This is a genomic window from Streptomyces sp. NRRL S-37, assembly GCF_000721605.1.
GTDB lineage: Bacteria > Actinomycetota > Actinomycetes > Streptomycetales > Streptomycetaceae > Streptomyces.
The window spans coordinates 311,284-326,710 of the sequence record NZ_JOIZ01000003.1; the positions used below are offsets into that span (position 1 = coordinate 311,284).

The window sequence follows — 15,427 nt, forward strand, 5'->3', positions numbered from 1 at the left end:
ATGGCCAACGACTCACCCACGGGAATCCACGACCTGTCGTTCGCGACGACCGAGTTCGTCCTGCCGCACACGGCCCTCTCCCGGCACAACGGAACCGACATCGCCAAGTACCACAAGGGCATCGGCCAGCGGTCGATGAGCGTGCCCGCCGCCGACGAGGACATCGTGACCATGGCGGCGGCCGCCGCGGCGCCCGTCATCGAGCGGCACGGCAGCGACGGCATCCGGACGGTCATCTTCGCGACCGAGTCCTCGATCGACCAGGCGAAGTCGGCCGGCATATACGTCCACTCGCTCCTCGGACTGCCCTCGGCCACCCGGGTCGTCGAACTCAAGCAGGCCTGCTACGGGGCGACGGCGGCCCTCCAGTTCGCCCTCGGCCTGGTGCGCCGCGACCCGGCGCAGCGCGTCCTCGTGGTCGCCGGCGACGTCTCCAAGTACGAGCTGGACAGCCCGGGCGAGGCCACCCAGGGAGCCGCCGCCGTGGCCATGCTGGTCGGTGCCGACCCCGCACTGGTACACGTCGAGGAGCCCTCGGGCGTGTTCACCGCCGACGTCATGGACTTCTGGCGGCCGAACTACCGCGAGGCCGCGCTGGTCGACGGGCAGGAGTCCATCGGCGCGTACCTGCTGGCGGTGGAGGGCAGTTGGAAGGACTACGCGGAGCAGGGCGGGCGCTCGCTCGACGAGTTCGCCGCGTTCTGCTACCACCAGCCGTTCACCAAGATGGCCTACAAGGCCCACCGGCACCTGCTGAACCACTGCGGGCACGGCGTCGACGAGGAACGCGTCGCCCGGGACCTCGGGCTGACCACGGCCTACAACAACGTCATCGGCAACAGCTACACCGCCTCGGTGTACCTGGCCCTGGCCGCGCTGCTGGACCAGGCGGACGACATGAGCGGGCGGGCCGTCGGCTTCCTCAGCTACGGGTCCGGCAGCGTCGCCGAGTTCTTCGCCGGCTCCGTCGTCCCCGGTTACCGCGAACACCTGCGCACCGAGGCGCACCGCGCGGCGATCGACCGGCGCGTGCCCATCGACTACGCCCGCTACCGCGGGCTGCACGAGTACTCCTTCCCGGCCGACGGCAAGGAGCACCGCACCCCGGCCGAGACCACGGGCCCCTTCCGGCTGGCGGCCCTGCGCGACCACAAGCGCGTCTACGAGACGCGCTGACGGCCCCGCCGCCGCGGGGCCGTTCGCACGGCCCGTCCAGGACCACCCGAGGGGAGGACGGACGCATGACCGGAGTCGGAATCCTCGGCACGGGGGCCCATGTGCCGGATCGTGTCGTCTCCAACGACGAGGCCGGCGCGGCGGCGGGGGTCGACGATGCCTGGATCGTCCGCAAGACCGCGATCCGAGAACGCCGCTGGGCCGCCCCCGAGCAGGCCACCTCGGACCTGGCGGCGTCCGCGGGACGGGCCGCGCTGCGGTCGGCCGGCATCACCGCCGACCAGCTGTCCGTGATCCTCGTGGCCACCTCCACGCCCGACCGGCCCCAGCCGCCCACCGCCGCCTACGTCCAGCACCTGCTCGGCGCCGCCGGCGCGGCCGCGTTCGACGTCAACGCCGTCTGCTCCGGCGAGGTGTTCGCGCTCGCCGCGGCCGAGGGCATCCTCACCAGACGGGGCGGACACGCACTGATCATCGGCGCCGACGTGTACTCGCGCATCCTGAACCCGGCCGACCGCAGGACGGTCGTACTGTTCGGCGACGGTGCCGGGGCGATGGTTCTGGGCCCGGGACGGGGAGCACGCGTCCGCGGCATCACCGCCCACACCTTCGGCGAGCTGTCGGGACTGATCGAGGTGCCCGCGGGCGGCAGCCGACTGCCCGCCGACCGGGCCGCCCTGGACGCCGGCCTCCAGTACTTCACGATGGACGGCCGGGCGGTGCGCGGCTTCGTCGAGGACCGCCTGCCGCTGCTGACCAAGCAGTTCCTCCACGAGAGCGGAGTCGGTCCCGACGACATCGGCCACTTCGTCCCGCACCAGGCCAACGGCGTCATGCTCGACTCCCTCTTCGCGCAGCTGGCCCTGCCCAGGGCCACCATGCACCTCACGCTCACGCGCTACGGCAACACGGGAGCCGCCTCCATCCCGATCACCCTCGCGGAAGCCGCCCGCACGGGAGCCTTCCGGCCGGGCGAGCTGATCCTCCTGGCCGGCTTCGGCGGGGGCATGGCCGTGGGATTCGCGCTGGTCGAGTGGTGAAGCCGGCGTCCGCCCGCTCGGCGCGCACCGGAGAGCCGCCGGCCGACGTCCCGCGGCGGGACGTCCGGGCGTCGGGCGTCCTCACCGACGCCCGGACGGCCTGTCCGAGCCGGAGGCCCGCACCGGTGCCGCGGGCCCGCTGACGGACCGCGCGCCGTCCCGGTCACCGCCCTCCGTGGGGAAGCGGCAGGGGAGGAGAGGCCCGGTGGTCCCCGCGGACGCGCCGGACGTGCTCCGCGCGCATCCCGGGACGGCCACGGCGTGCGGCCGTCGTCCGGCCCCCCTCCGACGTCTCGAGCAGGGGGTGTCGTCTGAATCTTGTCGGGTGGCGGGGTCGCGGGGTCCGGCACCGCTCCCCCACTGCCTGAAGGGCGTGGGAGGTACCCCGTCACCGGACCCCGCTCGGCTCGGCTGCTGGGCACCGCGCGCTGGAGCCGACCTGATCCGGACGACACCTCCTAACGCCGTCGTCGTACGGCGATCCGTGTGAGTTCCTCGATGTCGAACGCGGACCGGCCCGGTGTGCCGTAGCGGGTGAGTTTCCCGCGGCTCACCCACTTGCGGATCGTCGCCTCGGACACACCCGCGGCGAGCGCGGCCACTTTGGTCGGTACCAGACGGTGGGACGGCGGTTTCCTCATGCGCCGACAGCCCTCCGCCGTTGTTCGACGAGCGGTCGCAGGGTGATCCATTCGCGCAGTTCCCAGGTGTGCCCCGACGAGCACCGGATGCTGGTGCCGTCCGCGGTCCGCTGCCGCGGCGACGTGGTGATCCTTCCGGCGCAGCCGGCCACCACGCACTCCCAGGTGAGCACGTGGGGTTCCCCGGGTTCCGGGTCGATGGTGCGCAGCAGATCCAGCCGCAGGGCGTCGATCTCGTCCGCGAAGTCCGCCGCCGGCGGCTGTTCCGTGAGCCACTCCAGGTGGCGCAGCAGGAAATGCGCCAGGCGGGGAACAGAGCGCGCGGGTGCGACGCCACCGAGCTCGTCGGTGACGAACCCGGCCCACGACTCGAGAACGGCGAGGATGTGGTGCCGGGCGTCGAGCGCGGACACGTTCAGGTGGTCCCGGCTCCGGCTCCCGGACACCCGCGTGTGGTGCATGCGCCTGGACAGGGGCGAGACGTGGTGCAGGCTCTCCTGGTAGAGGCCGGGGAGCGCGCGCAGGTCGCTTTCCAACTGCCGGACGCGCGAGGTGCTGAGGGCGGACGCGGCCGCTTCGCCGGGGACCTTGTCCGGAGTTTCTGGGCAGGCGTGCGACTCCAATTCGATCTCCATTCCGAGGTGGCTTGCCCGGCGACCGTCACGGATGACAAGAGCTGCCTGTGGGGACCGCCCGGTCGCGGTCGGGCCGGCGGCCCGCGGGAGGAACGGGGGCGCGGCGGAGGATTCACCCGTGGCCCGGCGAACAGCGGTCCTTTTCCCTCCGGCCCGGACGCACAGGGAGATTTCCATGGTGCGGTTCGGGGTGTCAACGCCGTGCATGCGCGGTCGATCGCCGCTACAGAGGAACTCCAGATTCACTCAGGCGCTCCCTCCGAGTGCCCCGCCGTCCGAACCCGAGGAGATGCCTGTGACGTCCGACGCGACCCGTGACACCGGCCAGGAGGCCGTCTCCCACGCCCGCCGCATCACCACCGACCTGCTCCGCCGCGTCGAGGACAGGCTGAGTTCCCTCCTCGCGGCCGAGCGCGAGGTGTGGGCGGAGGTGCACGAGGGGGCGGTCGTCCCCGTCGACGCGCTGGCCGAGCTGATGGCGTCGGGCGGCAAGCGCATCCGGCCCGCCTTCTGCGTCACCGGCTATCTCGCCGCCGGCGGTGATCCCGACGCCCCCGGGATCGTGGCGGCCGGCGCGGCCCTGGAGATGCTGCACATCTCCGCCCTCGTCCACGACGACGTCCTGGACGACTCCAGCAGGCGGCGCGGGCTGCCGACCGTCCACACGAAGCACGCGGCGCTGCACGACAGCCGCGGATGGCAGGGTGAGTCACGCCGGTACGGCGAGGGCGTGGCCGTACTCGTCGGCGACCTCGCGCTCGTCTACTCCGACGCGTTGATGACCGAGGCGCCGAGGCAGGTGCTCCCGGAGTGGAACCGGCTGCGCTCCGAAGTGATGATCGGCCAGTACCTGGACGTCCACGCGGCCGCCGAGTTCTCCGCATCGCCCCGCAGCGCCCGTCTGATCGCAAGGATCAAGTCCGGCCGGTACACCATCCACCGGCCCCTCGTGGTGGGCGCGAAGGCCGCGGGCCGCGACGAACTCGCCCCCGTCTTCGAGGAGTACGGCGAGGCGGTGGGCGAGGCGTTCCAGCTCCGTGACGATCTGCTGGACGCCTTCGGCGACTCCACGGACACCGGCAAGCCCACCGGCCTCGACTTCACCCAGCACAAGATGACGCTGCTGCTGGGCTGGGCGATGCAGCGCGACGAGCGCGTCCACGGCCTGATCACGGAGCCGGGCCACACACCCGGCGAGGTGCGCCGCCGCCTGGTGGACACCGGTGTCCCCGCCGACGTCGAGAGGCACATCGCCGGTCTCGTCGAGCGGGGCTGCAAGGCCATCGCCGACGCGCCCATCGACCAGGTGTGGCGCGGTGAACTGGCGGACATGGCCCGGCGGGCCGCCTACCGCAGCGCCTGAGCCCGGCGCCTCCCGGATCCCGGGCGGCCGCCGTGCCGCCGGGCGCCGAGCCGCACCACAGTGCCGCTCTACCGGCGCTCCAGCAGCGCTGCCGATACTCGCTGGGAGCTCCAGGGCCGAAGAGCCTCCTCCCGGATGTCGACGCGAAGGGATTCCTGTGTCCAATCCTGAAGCCGTGCTCGCCCGGATACGCGAGTACATGGTGGGCCCCACGCGGTTCATGAACCTCTACACCTGCTTCGAGCTCGGCCTGGTGGACGCGCTGCGCAAGGAGCCCGGCCTGACCGCGGCCCGGATCGGCGCCGCGGTGGGCGCGAAGCCCGATGCCGTGGAGCAGCTGCTGCACCTGCTGGTGAAGGAGGGATTCGTCGCCCGGGACGAGACCACCGGCGGCTACACCCTCGACGCGCTCGCGGACGTCGCCGAGACGGACCTCCAGCGCGTCCTGACCTTCATGGGCATGATCAAGACGGGCATGCTGCGGCAGCTGTACTACCTCTCCGACAGCGTGTTGGCCGGCAGCGTGGTCGGCCTGAAGGAGCTCTACGGGTTCGAGGGAACGATGTTCGAGGCGGCGGCCGAGGTCGAGGAGGTGCGCGCCGCCTGGGGGCCGCTGGCCCGGAACGAGACCGCCAGTGTCTATCCCTGGTTCTTCCGCAGTTTCGACGTCCCGGCCGGGGCGCGGGTGCTTGACGTGCAGGGCGGCAACGGGCTCGGGGCGATCATGACGTACCAGCTGAAGGGGTCGCCCGGCCTGCGGGTGACCACCTTCGACCGGCCCGCCCTGGAGGCCGAGTGCCTGCGGAACTTCGAGGCGCGGGGCGTCGCGGAGCACTGCTCGTTCATGGGCGGTGACGTCCTGGAGTCCCTTCCGGGCGGGTTCGACGTGATGCTGCTCAAGCACTTCGTGGACATGTACGACGAGGACGAGGTCCGCACCATCTTCGAAAACGCCCACCGGGCGCTGGAGCCCGGCGGGCGGATCGTCGTCCTCGCGCCCGTGTACCCCGAGGACATCGGGGACACCGACGACTACCAGGCCGACTTCTTCCCGGCCTACATCCTCGGCTGCGTGGTGGGACGCGGCGGACTGCAGAAGCTGTCCACCTACCGGAGCTGGCTGGAGGAGAGCGGGTTCGAGGTCACGAAGGTGAGCGCCAAGGACCCCGCCGACGTCCCGCCGGACGCCATCATCAACCGCGTCGTCATCTGCGCGACCAAGCGGGCCTGAGCCGTCCGGCCCCGGAGGCCGGCCGCCCGGTGGGAGCAGCCGGCCTCCAGGGCATCAGGCGGCGTAGAGGTCGAACGTCGAGCCGCGCCGGGGGCCGGCGACGACATCCAGCTGGGGGTCGACGACCAGCATCGCCTGGTGCAGCCGCTGCAGCCGCGGCGAGGGCTCGACGCCCAGCCCCTCGATCAGCCGGAGGCGCAGCCGGTGGTAGACGTCGAGGGCCGACGCCTGCCGGCCCGACCGGTACAGCGCCAGCATGGCCTGTGAGTGCAGGCCCTCGTGCTGCGGGTGACGTGCCGTCAACTGCGCCAGTTCCGGCAGGAGTTCGTTGTGCCGGCCGAGCCGCAGGTCGGCGTCGATCCTCCGTTCGACGGTACCGAGGCGGCTTTCCTCCAGGCGCATGACCTCTATCCTCAGGACGGGCCCGGTCCGCACGTCGACCAGGGCCGGCCCCTGCCACAGGGCCAGCGCCTGCCGGAAGCGGTCGGCCGCGGCCGCGTCGTCGCCGGCGTCGAAGGCCGACCTGCCCTCCGCGGCCATGCGCTCGTACGCGTGCACGTCGACGCTCTCGGGGGGCGTCTCCAGCGCGTAGCCGCCGTGCCGGGTGGTGAGGACCTCCTTGACCGCGCCGGGGGAGTCGGGGCCCATGGCGCTGCCGAGGCGCCGGCGCAGCTTGAGTATGTAGGTCTGGAGGGTGGCCAGCGCGCTCTGCGGCGGCTCGGTCCCCCACAGCTCCTCCATGAGGGTGGAGACGGGCACCACCCGTCCGGGGGAGAGGGCGAGCAGGGACAGGATCTGCCGCGGTTTGGCGGCCGTCGGGACAATGGATTTCTCGTTGATCTCGGCACATAAAGTACCCAGTACCTGAATTTTCATATTTCCCCCGTGCTTCCTCGAGTCCTTCTTGGCAGACCACGATGGGCGTGAAAGGGCCGGCCAGGCTGCGTGGCACGTACAACATGACGGCGCCTCGGGAGACGGACCGGCGGACCTCAGGACCATGAAGCGCCGGTCTGTCCGGATCGTTTCGGTGCCGCGTGTGCCCATCAGTGTTGTCCATGGGACTTGAGCGGGACTGTTCGCCGGCTTGGCGCCGGCTTGGTGACCGCTCGGCGACCGCGGCCGGTCGCCGAGCCGAAGCCAAGCCGACGCCGAGCCGCCGGAAGGTCCCGCTCGCGTCCCGCCCGGGACTATCCGCCGAGGCGTCGCAGCAGGTGGACCCGGCGCAGCCGCCCCATGGTCCGGTACAGGACCTCCGCGGTCAGGGCATGGGTGAAGAAGTACCAGCCCAGTCGCTGCGGGTCCTCCCCTATCAGGCCCGCCGCGACGATGGTGTCGACGGCCTTCAGCGCCTCGTCGATCCCGATCGACGAGGCCCCGGCGACGGCGTCGATGGCGAAGCTGCGGCCCGCGACGGAAGCGATGGACAGCAACTCGGCCGCGACCGGGTCGAGTCGGGCGACGCGGTCCAGCACCACCTCGCGCACGGGCGCCGGCACCGGTGCCGTACGGACCCGGCTCGGGCACGTGTCGTCGTCGAACACCTTGATCAGTTCGCGCAGGTAGAACGGATTGCCCCCGGTGCGGTCCCGCAGGTCCTCGGCGGTGGCCTCGCCGACCTCCCGCCGGAGCATGGCGCTCGCCAGGGCCCGGGTCTCCGCGACGTTCAAGCCGCTCAGCTCGACCTGGATCGTCTCCGCACGGGCCAGCGCTGCCGACGTCCCGGTCAGGGCCGCCGCCCCGTCGGACCGGTAGCACACGGCCACCAGCAGGCGGCTCGCCCGCACCGACTCGGCCAGGTGGGCCAGCAGCCGCAGTGAGTCCGGGTCCGCCCGGTGCAGGTGATCGAGGACGATCACCAGCGGTGTGGTGCGGGACGCGCCGGTCAGGTAGTGGACGATCGCCTCGAACTGCCGCAGGGTGGTGTCCGCGTCCGCGCCGTCCAGGGGCGGCCGGGGATCCCCGCCGAGCACCTCGGCCACGGGCCCCGGGACCGGGTGCCGCGGGCAGTGGGTGCCCGCCATGGTCAGCACCTGCCGCCAGGGCCACAGCGGGGGCGTGGTGACATGGCCGGGGCAGGCGCCCCACAGCACCGGCGCCTCTGCCGTCATGCCGGTGAACCGCCGCAGCAGACTGGTCTTGCCGATACCCGGTTCACCGGACACGGTCAGCACGCGTCCCCGGCCGAGTGCGGCCGCGGCCGAGACCGCCGCCAGGTGCCGCAGCGCCGGCTCGCGGCCCACGAAGACCTCCTCGTCCGCGGCCGGTCCGGGCCGCGGGGGGCCGGGCACCCGGACCTGCCGTGCGGTCCCGGGCCTGCCCGGCGCCGTCATGACCGGGCCGGCCGGGGGCGGACGCCAGTCGAGTGCCGGGGCGTGGCTGAGAATCTCGCGCTCGAGATGCTGCAGCGCCGGTCTCGGGTCGATGCCCAGCTCCTCTCCCAGCCGCCTCTGGTTGGTCCGCAGCACCGCCAGGGCGTCGGCCTGCCGGCCGGCCCGGTACAGCGCCAGGCTCAGGAGTTCGCAACCGTACTCGCGCAGCGGATGCGCCTGCACGAAGGCCTCCAGCTCGGCGACCGCCACCTCGTGGGCCCCCACGGCCAAGAGCGCCGCGCAGCGCCCCTCGGTGACCGACAACCGCAGTTCCTTCAGCCGGGTCACCTCCGCCGCCACGTGGACGGAATGGGACACCTCCGTGTAGGCCTCGCCCCGCCACAGGGCCAGCCCGGCCTCGAACTCGCTCAGCGCCTTGTGCGGATCCCCCCGGTTCCACGCCTGCCATCCCGCCTTGGCGTGTCTTTCGAACCGGTGGACGTCCACCTCCACGACGCGGCCGTCCAGCAGATAGCCGCGGTCACTGGTGCGCAGCACCTTCGGCGGTGTCCGTGGCGCCCGGCCCGGTTCCAGCGCCCTGCGGAGGTTGGCCACATAGGACTGCAGTGAGGTCATCACCGAGGACGGCGGGGACTGCGCCCACAGGGCTTCCAGTATGACGTCCACCGGCACCGGCCGGCCCGCCCGGCTGACCAGTAACGCAACCAGTTTGTGTTGTTTGGGAGCCCCCAGGTCCACCGGCCGGCCGGCGACCACCGCCTCCAGTGGACCCAGCGCCCGGAACTCCACCATGGGGGAGGCGATTCTCTGCATTTCCGGCGACTGCGCTTCGGACCACCGGATGAATTCCACCGGCGCGTCGAACGATGTCGCAAATAATTCCACGTCACTCATATCGTTCATTCTTCCAAGACGGTGGCAGGGAAGGTATGGCGATGAATCACCCCGGCAGGGGTGAGGTGAATGCGTGGCATGCCGGAGCCGGGGAAGGGCGGGGAAGCGGGTGCGCGGTGCGGCAGAGTGCCGCCACCGGCTACGGGAGCCATGAATTCCGGTGGGTGAGGCGGGCGGCTGAAGGGGGTGACGCCTGCGGAAGACGGACTGCATGAACGCAGGCGTCGCGCTTCACGGACGTCCCCCCCGACGGTGCGAAGGCAATGGCGAACCCCCGTCGGGCCCCACGCATGCTTGAGTATGTTAATCGGATAGATTGCTGTCAAGGTCGGCGTCGACATCGGTGTGTGAGGCCTATATCTATTTTCTGATCATGCGACGGTTCGGGAAGAATTCAGGCTTCGTCGGCGGACAGCGCGCAGTCGGGGGCGGGATCGGCCGGGACGGCGTACTCGCCGCGCGCCATCCGGTAGCCGAGCTGGAAGCGGTGCTCGGCGCCGTACTGCTTGCGCAGCGAGGCGATGTGCCCCTGCACGGACCGCAGACTCATGCCGAGGCGGCGCGCGATCGCCTTGTCGGAGCGGCCTTCGATCAGCAGTGCCTTGATGGCCCGACGCACGTCGGGCACCACCTCGCGGGCCGCGTCCGCCGCCCGCACCGGCCGGAACGGGAACCGCTCGGCCCGTACCCAGGCCTTCTCGAAGACGCCCCTGAGGAACGTGAGGACGGCGCCGTCCCGGATCACCGCCACGCTGTGGGAGCGTTCGGCACCGGGGATGAAGGCGACCTCGTCGTCGATGACGATCAGCCGGTCGAAGAACTCCGGGAGCGTGCGCACCTCCACGCCCTGGTGCGCCATGACCTTCTGTACGTATTTCTTCGTGGGCTCGGAGAACCGGGCGCTGTGCTGGAAGAGCGCCCGCATCGGGACCCGACGGGTCAGCGGGGCGTGCACCGCCGCGTGGAGCCAGTCCGGCGTGGCCCCGGGGCCCGGTTCGTCCGGCTGGGCCGTGAGGATCTCGCGCTTCGCCCGCCACAGCGCGTCACTGATCGCCTCCTGGACGGCTCCCGGGCGCTCGACGTACCGGATCGGGCCCGGCGTCCCGGTGCCGGTGCCTTCGGCGAGGAGCAGCCGGTCCGCGGTCTTCGTGGCGTACCGTTCGAGACTGCCGAGGGTGTCGGCGATCCGCAGCAGGGACTCCAGCGGTGAGTCGGCGGAGGACAGGGTCTCCCGCGTCCGGCTGCTGCCTGTGCTCATGACGTCATCCTTTCCGTGGAATCGACCCGGGCACGGGGCCGGGGCCACGGGCACCCCGTGACCCCGGCCGGCGAGGGGCTCCCGGAGCAGCGCGGCCGTACCCGGGGGCAGCAGGGCGTGAGTGTCCCGGCGGAGCCGCGCCGCGACGGGCCCGCTCGACCCGGCCGTGCCGGCCCCGGGAGCGCCGCGGGCGCAGGGCGGCACGGGGAGCGGGCCGTCGCGCGGTGGCCCTCCCGGGGCGGGGACCGCGGGCGGCGGCCGGCCCGGCGACGACCGGGCCACCGGCGCCCACCGGGCGGGGAGTCACCCGGCCGCGGGCGACGGGACCACGGACAGGGCCGGGGCGGAGACCCGCCGGTCGGCCGTACCCGCTCCCGCCGCGCCCGCCCGGTGCGTGGGAAGTCCGCGGGGACGACGGGCGCGACCGCGGGACGAGGACACGTGCCGGCGGGGACCCGCTTGCCCGCCGGGTTCCGACGGCCCCACGAGAAGCCCGGGTTCCACCCGGCAGCGGCGCACGCGCATGTGATTCCCCCTGTTTCCCGATCCCCGGCCCCTCATGACCGGCTCCCCGGGACGACAGCAGCCCGCAGGTCCTCCGCCCCCCTGCCGACGGTCCCCCTGTCAGATCTTTGGTGAACACTCCGGAAGTCGCAACCCCGTTCGCCGGTCACCCCAGCGATCCTGGCTCGATACTCTAGTCGTGCGGGTCGAGCGGGGCCGTTCGATGCCCCGGCGCCTTCACCAGCCTCTCCGGGTGTGCGACGATCTCGGGCCGATGGACCTCCACGTCCCAGTCCTCGGGCGCGACGGGGACGAGCGCGAGGGAGATCACCTCCTCCTCGACCTCGAACGCCTCCCGCACAGCGGTCGTCACCAGCTCCACCAGGCGCGACCGCTGCTCGTCGGTGAGGGATTTCGGGAAGTGCCGAATGGTCACGTGGGGCATCAGGGCGTCCTCGTCCTTCGTGTCGTGAAGTGTGGCGCGGATCGTGGTGCGGCGCGCTGGAGGGCCTTGACCAGCTCGCCGATGCCCGGCTCGCGCAGCGCCCCGTAGTGATCGGTCTCCAGCCGGACGACGGTGGGCGGTGGCGTCGCGCGGTCCTGCGCGCGTTCGATGAAGGAGGGCGTGTCGCCACGCGCCCGGAACACCGTCACGGGCGCCGAGACCCGGCGTGCGGCCAGGTCGACGGGGTCGTGGGTGAACCCGTAGGTACGGCAGACCACGGCCACCACGCGGCGGATCAGCCCGGGATCCAGCTGCGGGAACCGGCGGTCGACGAACCGCGCGAAGCTCTCCGCGTCGGTGGACCGGCGCAGGCACTCGTCGAGGTCCGGGCCGCCGGGGAGCGCCCCGGCGAAGACGGAGAAGAGGATGGCGGTGAAGACGGGATCGGCGAAGTCGGCCACCGCCGGGGCCGGCGCCGTCCGCGGGGCGCCGGCCACCCGGGGCGATCCCGGAGCCAGCAGGAACAGCCGCTCCACCCGCTCGCCCGCCTGCTCCAGCTGCCACGCCGTCTCGTAGGCGACCCGCGCGCCGAAGGAGTAACCCCACAGCGTGTATGGTCCCTCCGGCTGGACGCGCCGCAGCGCCGCCACGTCGGCGGCGGCCATCTCCTCGACGGACGCGAACGGCGTCTCGCCCTCGTTGACACCGTACGACTGGACACCGTGGACCGGGCGGTCCCCGGGCGCGCGGGCCGCGAGCAGCCGCAGGTTCATCGTGACCCCACCGAGCCCGGGCCAGCAGAACACGGACGGGCCGCCGCCCCCGGACCGCAGCGGGGTGATCCGGGAGGCGTGGGCGGCGGCCCTGGTGCTCACCGCCTCGGCCAGCTTCGCCACCGTGGTCGCCTCGAACAGCAGCTGGAGCGGCATGTTGCAGCCGAACGCCTCGTTGATCCGCTTGACCAGGGCGACCGCGATCAGTGAGTTCCCGCCGAGCTGGAAGAAGTCGTCGTGGACGGAGACGAAGTCCCGTTTCATGGCCGTCCGCCACAGATCGCACAGCCGCGCCTCGATCCGGTTGCGCGGCTCCACCACTGGAGGGGAGTGTGCCGCCGTCTCCTCGACGTACCCTTCGAGGGCCCTGGTGTCGAGCTTGCCGCTGGGAGTGTGCGGCAGTTCGGGCACCACCAGGATCCGGCTCGGGAGCATGAACTCGGGCAGGGACGAGGCCAGATCGTCCCTGATCAGCTCCTCCGGCCCCTTCATGTGCACCTGGTCCTCGTCCATGCCCTCGTGGCGGAGCTGCTTCTCGCTGACCGTGCCGCCGACGCAGAAGTACGACGGTCCGGTGGGCCGTAGGGCCTCGCGCAGGATCGCCGTCATGCGCCTGGCGGCGGGCAGGTCGTCTCCGGTGCGCGAGCTGTAACCCGCGGGCATGAGGCCCAGGCGGCGGGTGTTCATCATCAGGTGCTGCACCTCGCGGCCCAGGTCCAGGTAGCCCATCCGCTCCCTGCCCCGCTCGGCGGCGCGGCTGACGAGCGTGATGCCGAAACCGGACCGGTCGTACACCGCCTGGTTGATGGCGACCACGTGCCGTTTGGTGATCAGCTCGCGGCTGACCGGGTGCAGCCGGCCCTCCCGGTACAGGTACTGACCGCTGGGCGGACCGGCCTCGCTGCCGGGATGGAACTGCACGTAGATGTCGAGGAAGCGCTGTGCGGGTGCCTGCGCCCGTGCCGCGGACCAGGGCACCAGCTCGAAGGAGCCCAGGTAGTGGTCCTCCTCGTCGCAGCCCAGGAGCCGCACCAGGGAGCCGTCGTGCGCCGCCTCGGCGAGGGCGAGGCCGTGGGCGGGCAGCACCTCGTCGAACAGGCCGGCCATGTGCCCGGCCTCGATTTCCAGGACCTCGTGGATGTTCTTCTTGTACACCGGCTCGATCGCCGACCTGCGGCCGATGAAGTGCACCCGGGCCCCCGGGCGGGCCGCTGCCCCGAGACCGTGGACCAGCACCAGCTCGTGATGGACCGGGTGGTAGTAGTAGTGCCCCGCCGCCAGGCCGCCGATCCCGGCGAGTTCCAGGTACAGCTGTGTCGCGTAGAGGGATCCGGGGGAGGCGTACGCGTACTTCGGCAGCAGTCGCTCGTCGCTGTGGTGCTGTCCGAAGTCGCGGAGTACCACGCCGAGTTCGTCCAGGGTCAGCTCCTCGGGGCGACGCGGTCCGGCCCCCTCGGTCCGCCGTTCGATCGCCGCCAGCACGTCCGCTGCCTTGAGCGGGCCGCCCTCGTAGAAGCGGTAGGTCTTGCGGGCGAAGGCCCGGCGCCGCTGCTCGGGGCCCGCGGTGGCGCCGGGCAGACGCACGGTGGGCCGCCCGGACAGACCGGCCGCGTCCCGTACTCCCGGGTCCGACAGCTGGGCCCTGACCTGGAGCTTGGACGACTTCGACACGTGATGCCGGCCGAACTCCCCCTGGTCCATCAACGCGGCCTCCCGGGGGCTGAGTTCGACGCACGCCACCAGGCTCCGGGCTCCGGTGGGCGGATCGGTGCGCACGAGCACGGCGGCGTTCCTCACCCAGTCGTGGGCCTCGATGGCCAGGCGTATCTCGTCCAGCTCGATCCGGAAGCCCCGCAGCTTCACCTGGTTGTCGGCCCGGCCCGTGAACTGGACGCTCCCGTCGGGGTTCCAGTGGGCCAGGTCACCGGTGCGGTACAGCCGGTCGTGCCCGGACGCCCCCGGCCGCGGGTGCGGCCGGAAACGGTCGGCGGTGAGGTCGGGCCGGTGCAGGTAGCCGCGTGCCAACTGGACACCGCTGATGTGCAGTTCACCCGTCGTGCCGTGGGCCACGGAGCGGCCCTCGGCGTCCAGGATGTGATAGCTCAGACCGGGCACGGGCGTGCCGATCGGAAGGCTCTCGGGTCCCTCGTCGAGGGTGGCGGGGTCGACGGTGTGGGCCGAGGTGTTGATGGTGCACTCGGTGGGGCCGTAGAGATTGACCAGGGCGGTCCCCGGCAGCGTCCGGGTCAGTTTCCTCGCGAGCGTCCGGGACAGTGCCTCACCGCCGCTGAAGAGGTGGGTGAGCGAGGTGCAGCGGCCGAACTCGTCGGTGTCCACGAGGGCCTGGAGGAGGGTCGGCACGCACTGCAGGGTCGTGACGGCGTGACGGGTGACGGCCTCGATGAGGCGCGGGGGGTCCCGGTGGATGCCACCGGACCCGATCACGACCCGGCTTCCACAGGCGGGGGCCAGGATCTCCCACTGGGCGGCGTCGAAACCGACCGGGGTCTTCTGCAGGACCGTCTTGGCCGCGTCGAGCGCAAAGGCGTCGGCGAGCCAGCGCATCTGGTGGACGACGGACCGGTGCTCGATCGCCACGCCCTTGGGCTCCCCGGTGCTGCCCGAGGTGTAGACGACGTACGCCAGGTCCGCGGGGCGCGGGCCGTCGGGCAGTTCGGCGGCGTCCGCGCCGGACCGGCCCTTCATGAACTCCACGACGTCCTCGAAAGTGATGACGACGGTCTCCGCGGTGAGGACATCCGCCAGCCGGTTCCGCAGGAGTCCCTGCGTGAGGACGACGCCCGTGCGGGCGTCCCGCACGAGGCGGCGGATGCGTTCCTCCGGATAGTCGGGCGGGAGCGGCAGATAGGCTCCGCCCGAGCGCAGGATGCCCCAGACGCCGGTCATCAGGTCCAGTGACGGCTCGACGAACAGTCCCACGCAGTCGTCCGCGCCGACGCCGAGGTGGTGCAGGTACCGGGCGACGTCGTCGGCCTGGTCGGCCAGTTCGCGGAAGGTGAGCGACTCGCCCCCGTCGATGACGGCGATGTCGCCGGGGCGGGCACGGACCTGGGCGTTCAGCAGATCGGGCAGGCATGTCCCGCCGGTGTCCTGTCTCTTCATCAATGCATCCC

11 protein-coding genes are annotated in these 15,427 nt (G+C 72.0%); 4 read left to right on the forward strand and 7 right to left on the reverse strand.

Going from position 1 to position 15,427, the window contains the following annotated elements:
- Complete coding sequence (locus IH50_RS0105460; RefSeq protein ID WP_030857841.1) at positions 1–1,176, forward strand: hydroxymethylglutaryl-CoA synthase; 1,176 nt, start codon at positions 1–3, stop codon at positions 1,174–1,176.
- A 65-nt stretch (positions 1,177–1,241) separates the two neighbouring features.
- Positions 1,242–2,216 carry a 3-oxoacyl-ACP synthase III family protein gene (locus tag IH50_RS0105465; RefSeq protein ID WP_030857843.1) on the forward strand — a complete coding sequence of 325 codons (975 nt, stop codon included), beginning with the start codon at positions 1,242–1,244 and terminating at the stop codon, positions 2,214–2,216.
- A 458-nt stretch (positions 2,217–2,674) separates the two neighbouring features.
- On the opposite strand, the gene IH50_RS41550 is transcribed toward IH50_RS0105465, so the two are convergent.
- The gene (locus IH50_RS41550; RefSeq protein WP_030857845.1) at positions 2,675–2,857 is read right to left on the reverse strand and encodes a hypothetical protein; all 183 of its coding nucleotides are present in this window, start codon (positions 2,855–2,857) and stop codon (positions 2,675–2,677) included.
- A complete protein-coding gene (locus IH50_RS0105475) occupies positions 2,854–3,492 on the reverse strand; it encodes a hypothetical protein (protein ID WP_051767180.1) in 639 nt (212 codons plus the stop codon). The genes IH50_RS41550 and IH50_RS0105475 overlap by 4 nt, the downstream gene beginning before the upstream one ends.
- 295 nt (positions 3,493–3,787) lie before the next feature.
- Between IH50_RS0105475 and IH50_RS0105480 the strand changes: the two genes are divergently transcribed.
- Together IH50_RS0105480 and IH50_RS0105485 are read left to right on the forward strand one after the other, a co-directional pair.
- Positions 3,788–4,855, forward strand: a complete 1,068-nt coding sequence (locus IH50_RS0105480) for a polyprenyl synthetase family protein (RefSeq protein WP_234328092.1) — start codon at positions 3,788–3,790, stop codon at positions 4,853–4,855.
- Between the two features lie 157 nt (positions 4,856–5,012).
- On the forward strand, positions 5,013–6,086 hold the full coding sequence (locus tag IH50_RS0105485; protein ID WP_234328093.1) for an acetylserotonin O-methyltransferase: 1,074 nt from the start codon (positions 5,013–5,015) through the stop codon (positions 6,084–6,086).
- Positions 6,087–6,140: 54 nt separating this feature from the next.
- On the opposite strand, the gene IH50_RS0105490 is transcribed toward IH50_RS0105485, so the two are convergent.
- From IH50_RS0105490 to IH50_RS0105510, 5 genes are all read right to left on the reverse strand, one after another.
- Positions 6,141–6,962: an AfsR/SARP family transcriptional regulator gene (locus tag IH50_RS0105490; RefSeq protein WP_030857853.1), complete on the reverse strand. Its 822-nt coding sequence runs from the start codon at positions 6,960–6,962 to the stop codon at positions 6,141–6,143.
- Positions 6,963–7,276: 314 nt separating this feature from the next.
- Positions 7,277–9,232 (reverse strand): AfsR/SARP family transcriptional regulator, encoded by a 1,956-nt coding sequence (locus tag IH50_RS39385; RefSeq protein WP_234328094.1) that lies wholly within the window; start codon positions 9,230–9,232, stop codon positions 7,277–7,279.
- 475 nt (positions 9,233–9,707) lie between these two features.
- A complete protein-coding gene (locus tag IH50_RS0105500; protein ID WP_051767181.1) occupies positions 9,708–10,571 on the reverse strand; it encodes a hypothetical protein in 864 nt (287 codons plus the stop codon).
- Between the two features lie 697 nt (positions 10,572–11,268).
- The gene (locus tag IH50_RS0105505) at positions 11,269–11,520 is read right to left on the reverse strand and encodes a tautomerase family protein (protein WP_030857860.1); all 252 of its coding nucleotides are present in this window, start codon (positions 11,518–11,520) and stop codon (positions 11,269–11,271) included.
- Positions 11,520–15,416: an amino acid adenylation domain-containing protein gene (locus IH50_RS0105510; protein WP_030857862.1), complete on the reverse strand. Its 3,897-nt coding sequence runs from the start codon at positions 15,414–15,416 to the stop codon at positions 11,520–11,522. Before IH50_RS0105510 ends, IH50_RS0105505 begins: the two co-directional genes overlap by 1 nt.
- Between the last annotated feature and the right edge of the window lie 11 nt (positions 15,417–15,427).

Coding starts and splice junctions, on each gene's coding strand:
- IH50_RS0105510 (WP_030857862.1), bottom strand. CDS start 15,416: ATGAAGAGACAGGACACCGGCGGGACATGCCTGCCCGATCTGCTGAAC.
- IH50_RS0105475 (WP_051767180.1), bottom strand. CDS start 3,492: ATGGAGATCGAATTGGAGTCGCACGCCTGCCCAGAAACTCCGGACAAG.
- IH50_RS41550 (WP_030857845.1), bottom strand. CDS start 2,857: ATGAGGAAACCGCCGTCCCACCGTCTGGTACCGACCAAAGTGGCCGCG.
- IH50_RS39385 (WP_234328094.1), bottom strand. CDS start 9,232: ATGCAGAGAATCGCCTCCCCCATGGTGGAGTTCCGGGCGCTGGGTCCA.
- IH50_RS0105460 (WP_030857841.1), top strand. CDS start 1: ATGGCCAACGACTCACCCACGGGAATCCACGACCTGTCGTTCGCGACG.
- IH50_RS0105465 (WP_030857843.1), top strand. CDS start 1,242: ATGACCGGAGTCGGAATCCTCGGCACGGGGGCCCATGTGCCGGATCGT.
- IH50_RS0105490 (WP_030857853.1), bottom strand. CDS start 6,962: ATGAAAATTCAGGTACTGGGTACTTTATGTGCCGAGATCAACGAGAAA.
- IH50_RS0105505 (WP_030857860.1), bottom strand. CDS start 11,520: ATGCCCCACGTGACCATTCGGCACTTCCCGAAATCCCTCACCGACGAG.
- IH50_RS0105500 (WP_051767181.1), bottom strand. CDS start 10,571: ATGAGCACAGGCAGCAGCCGGACGCGGGAGACCCTGTCCTCCGCCGAC.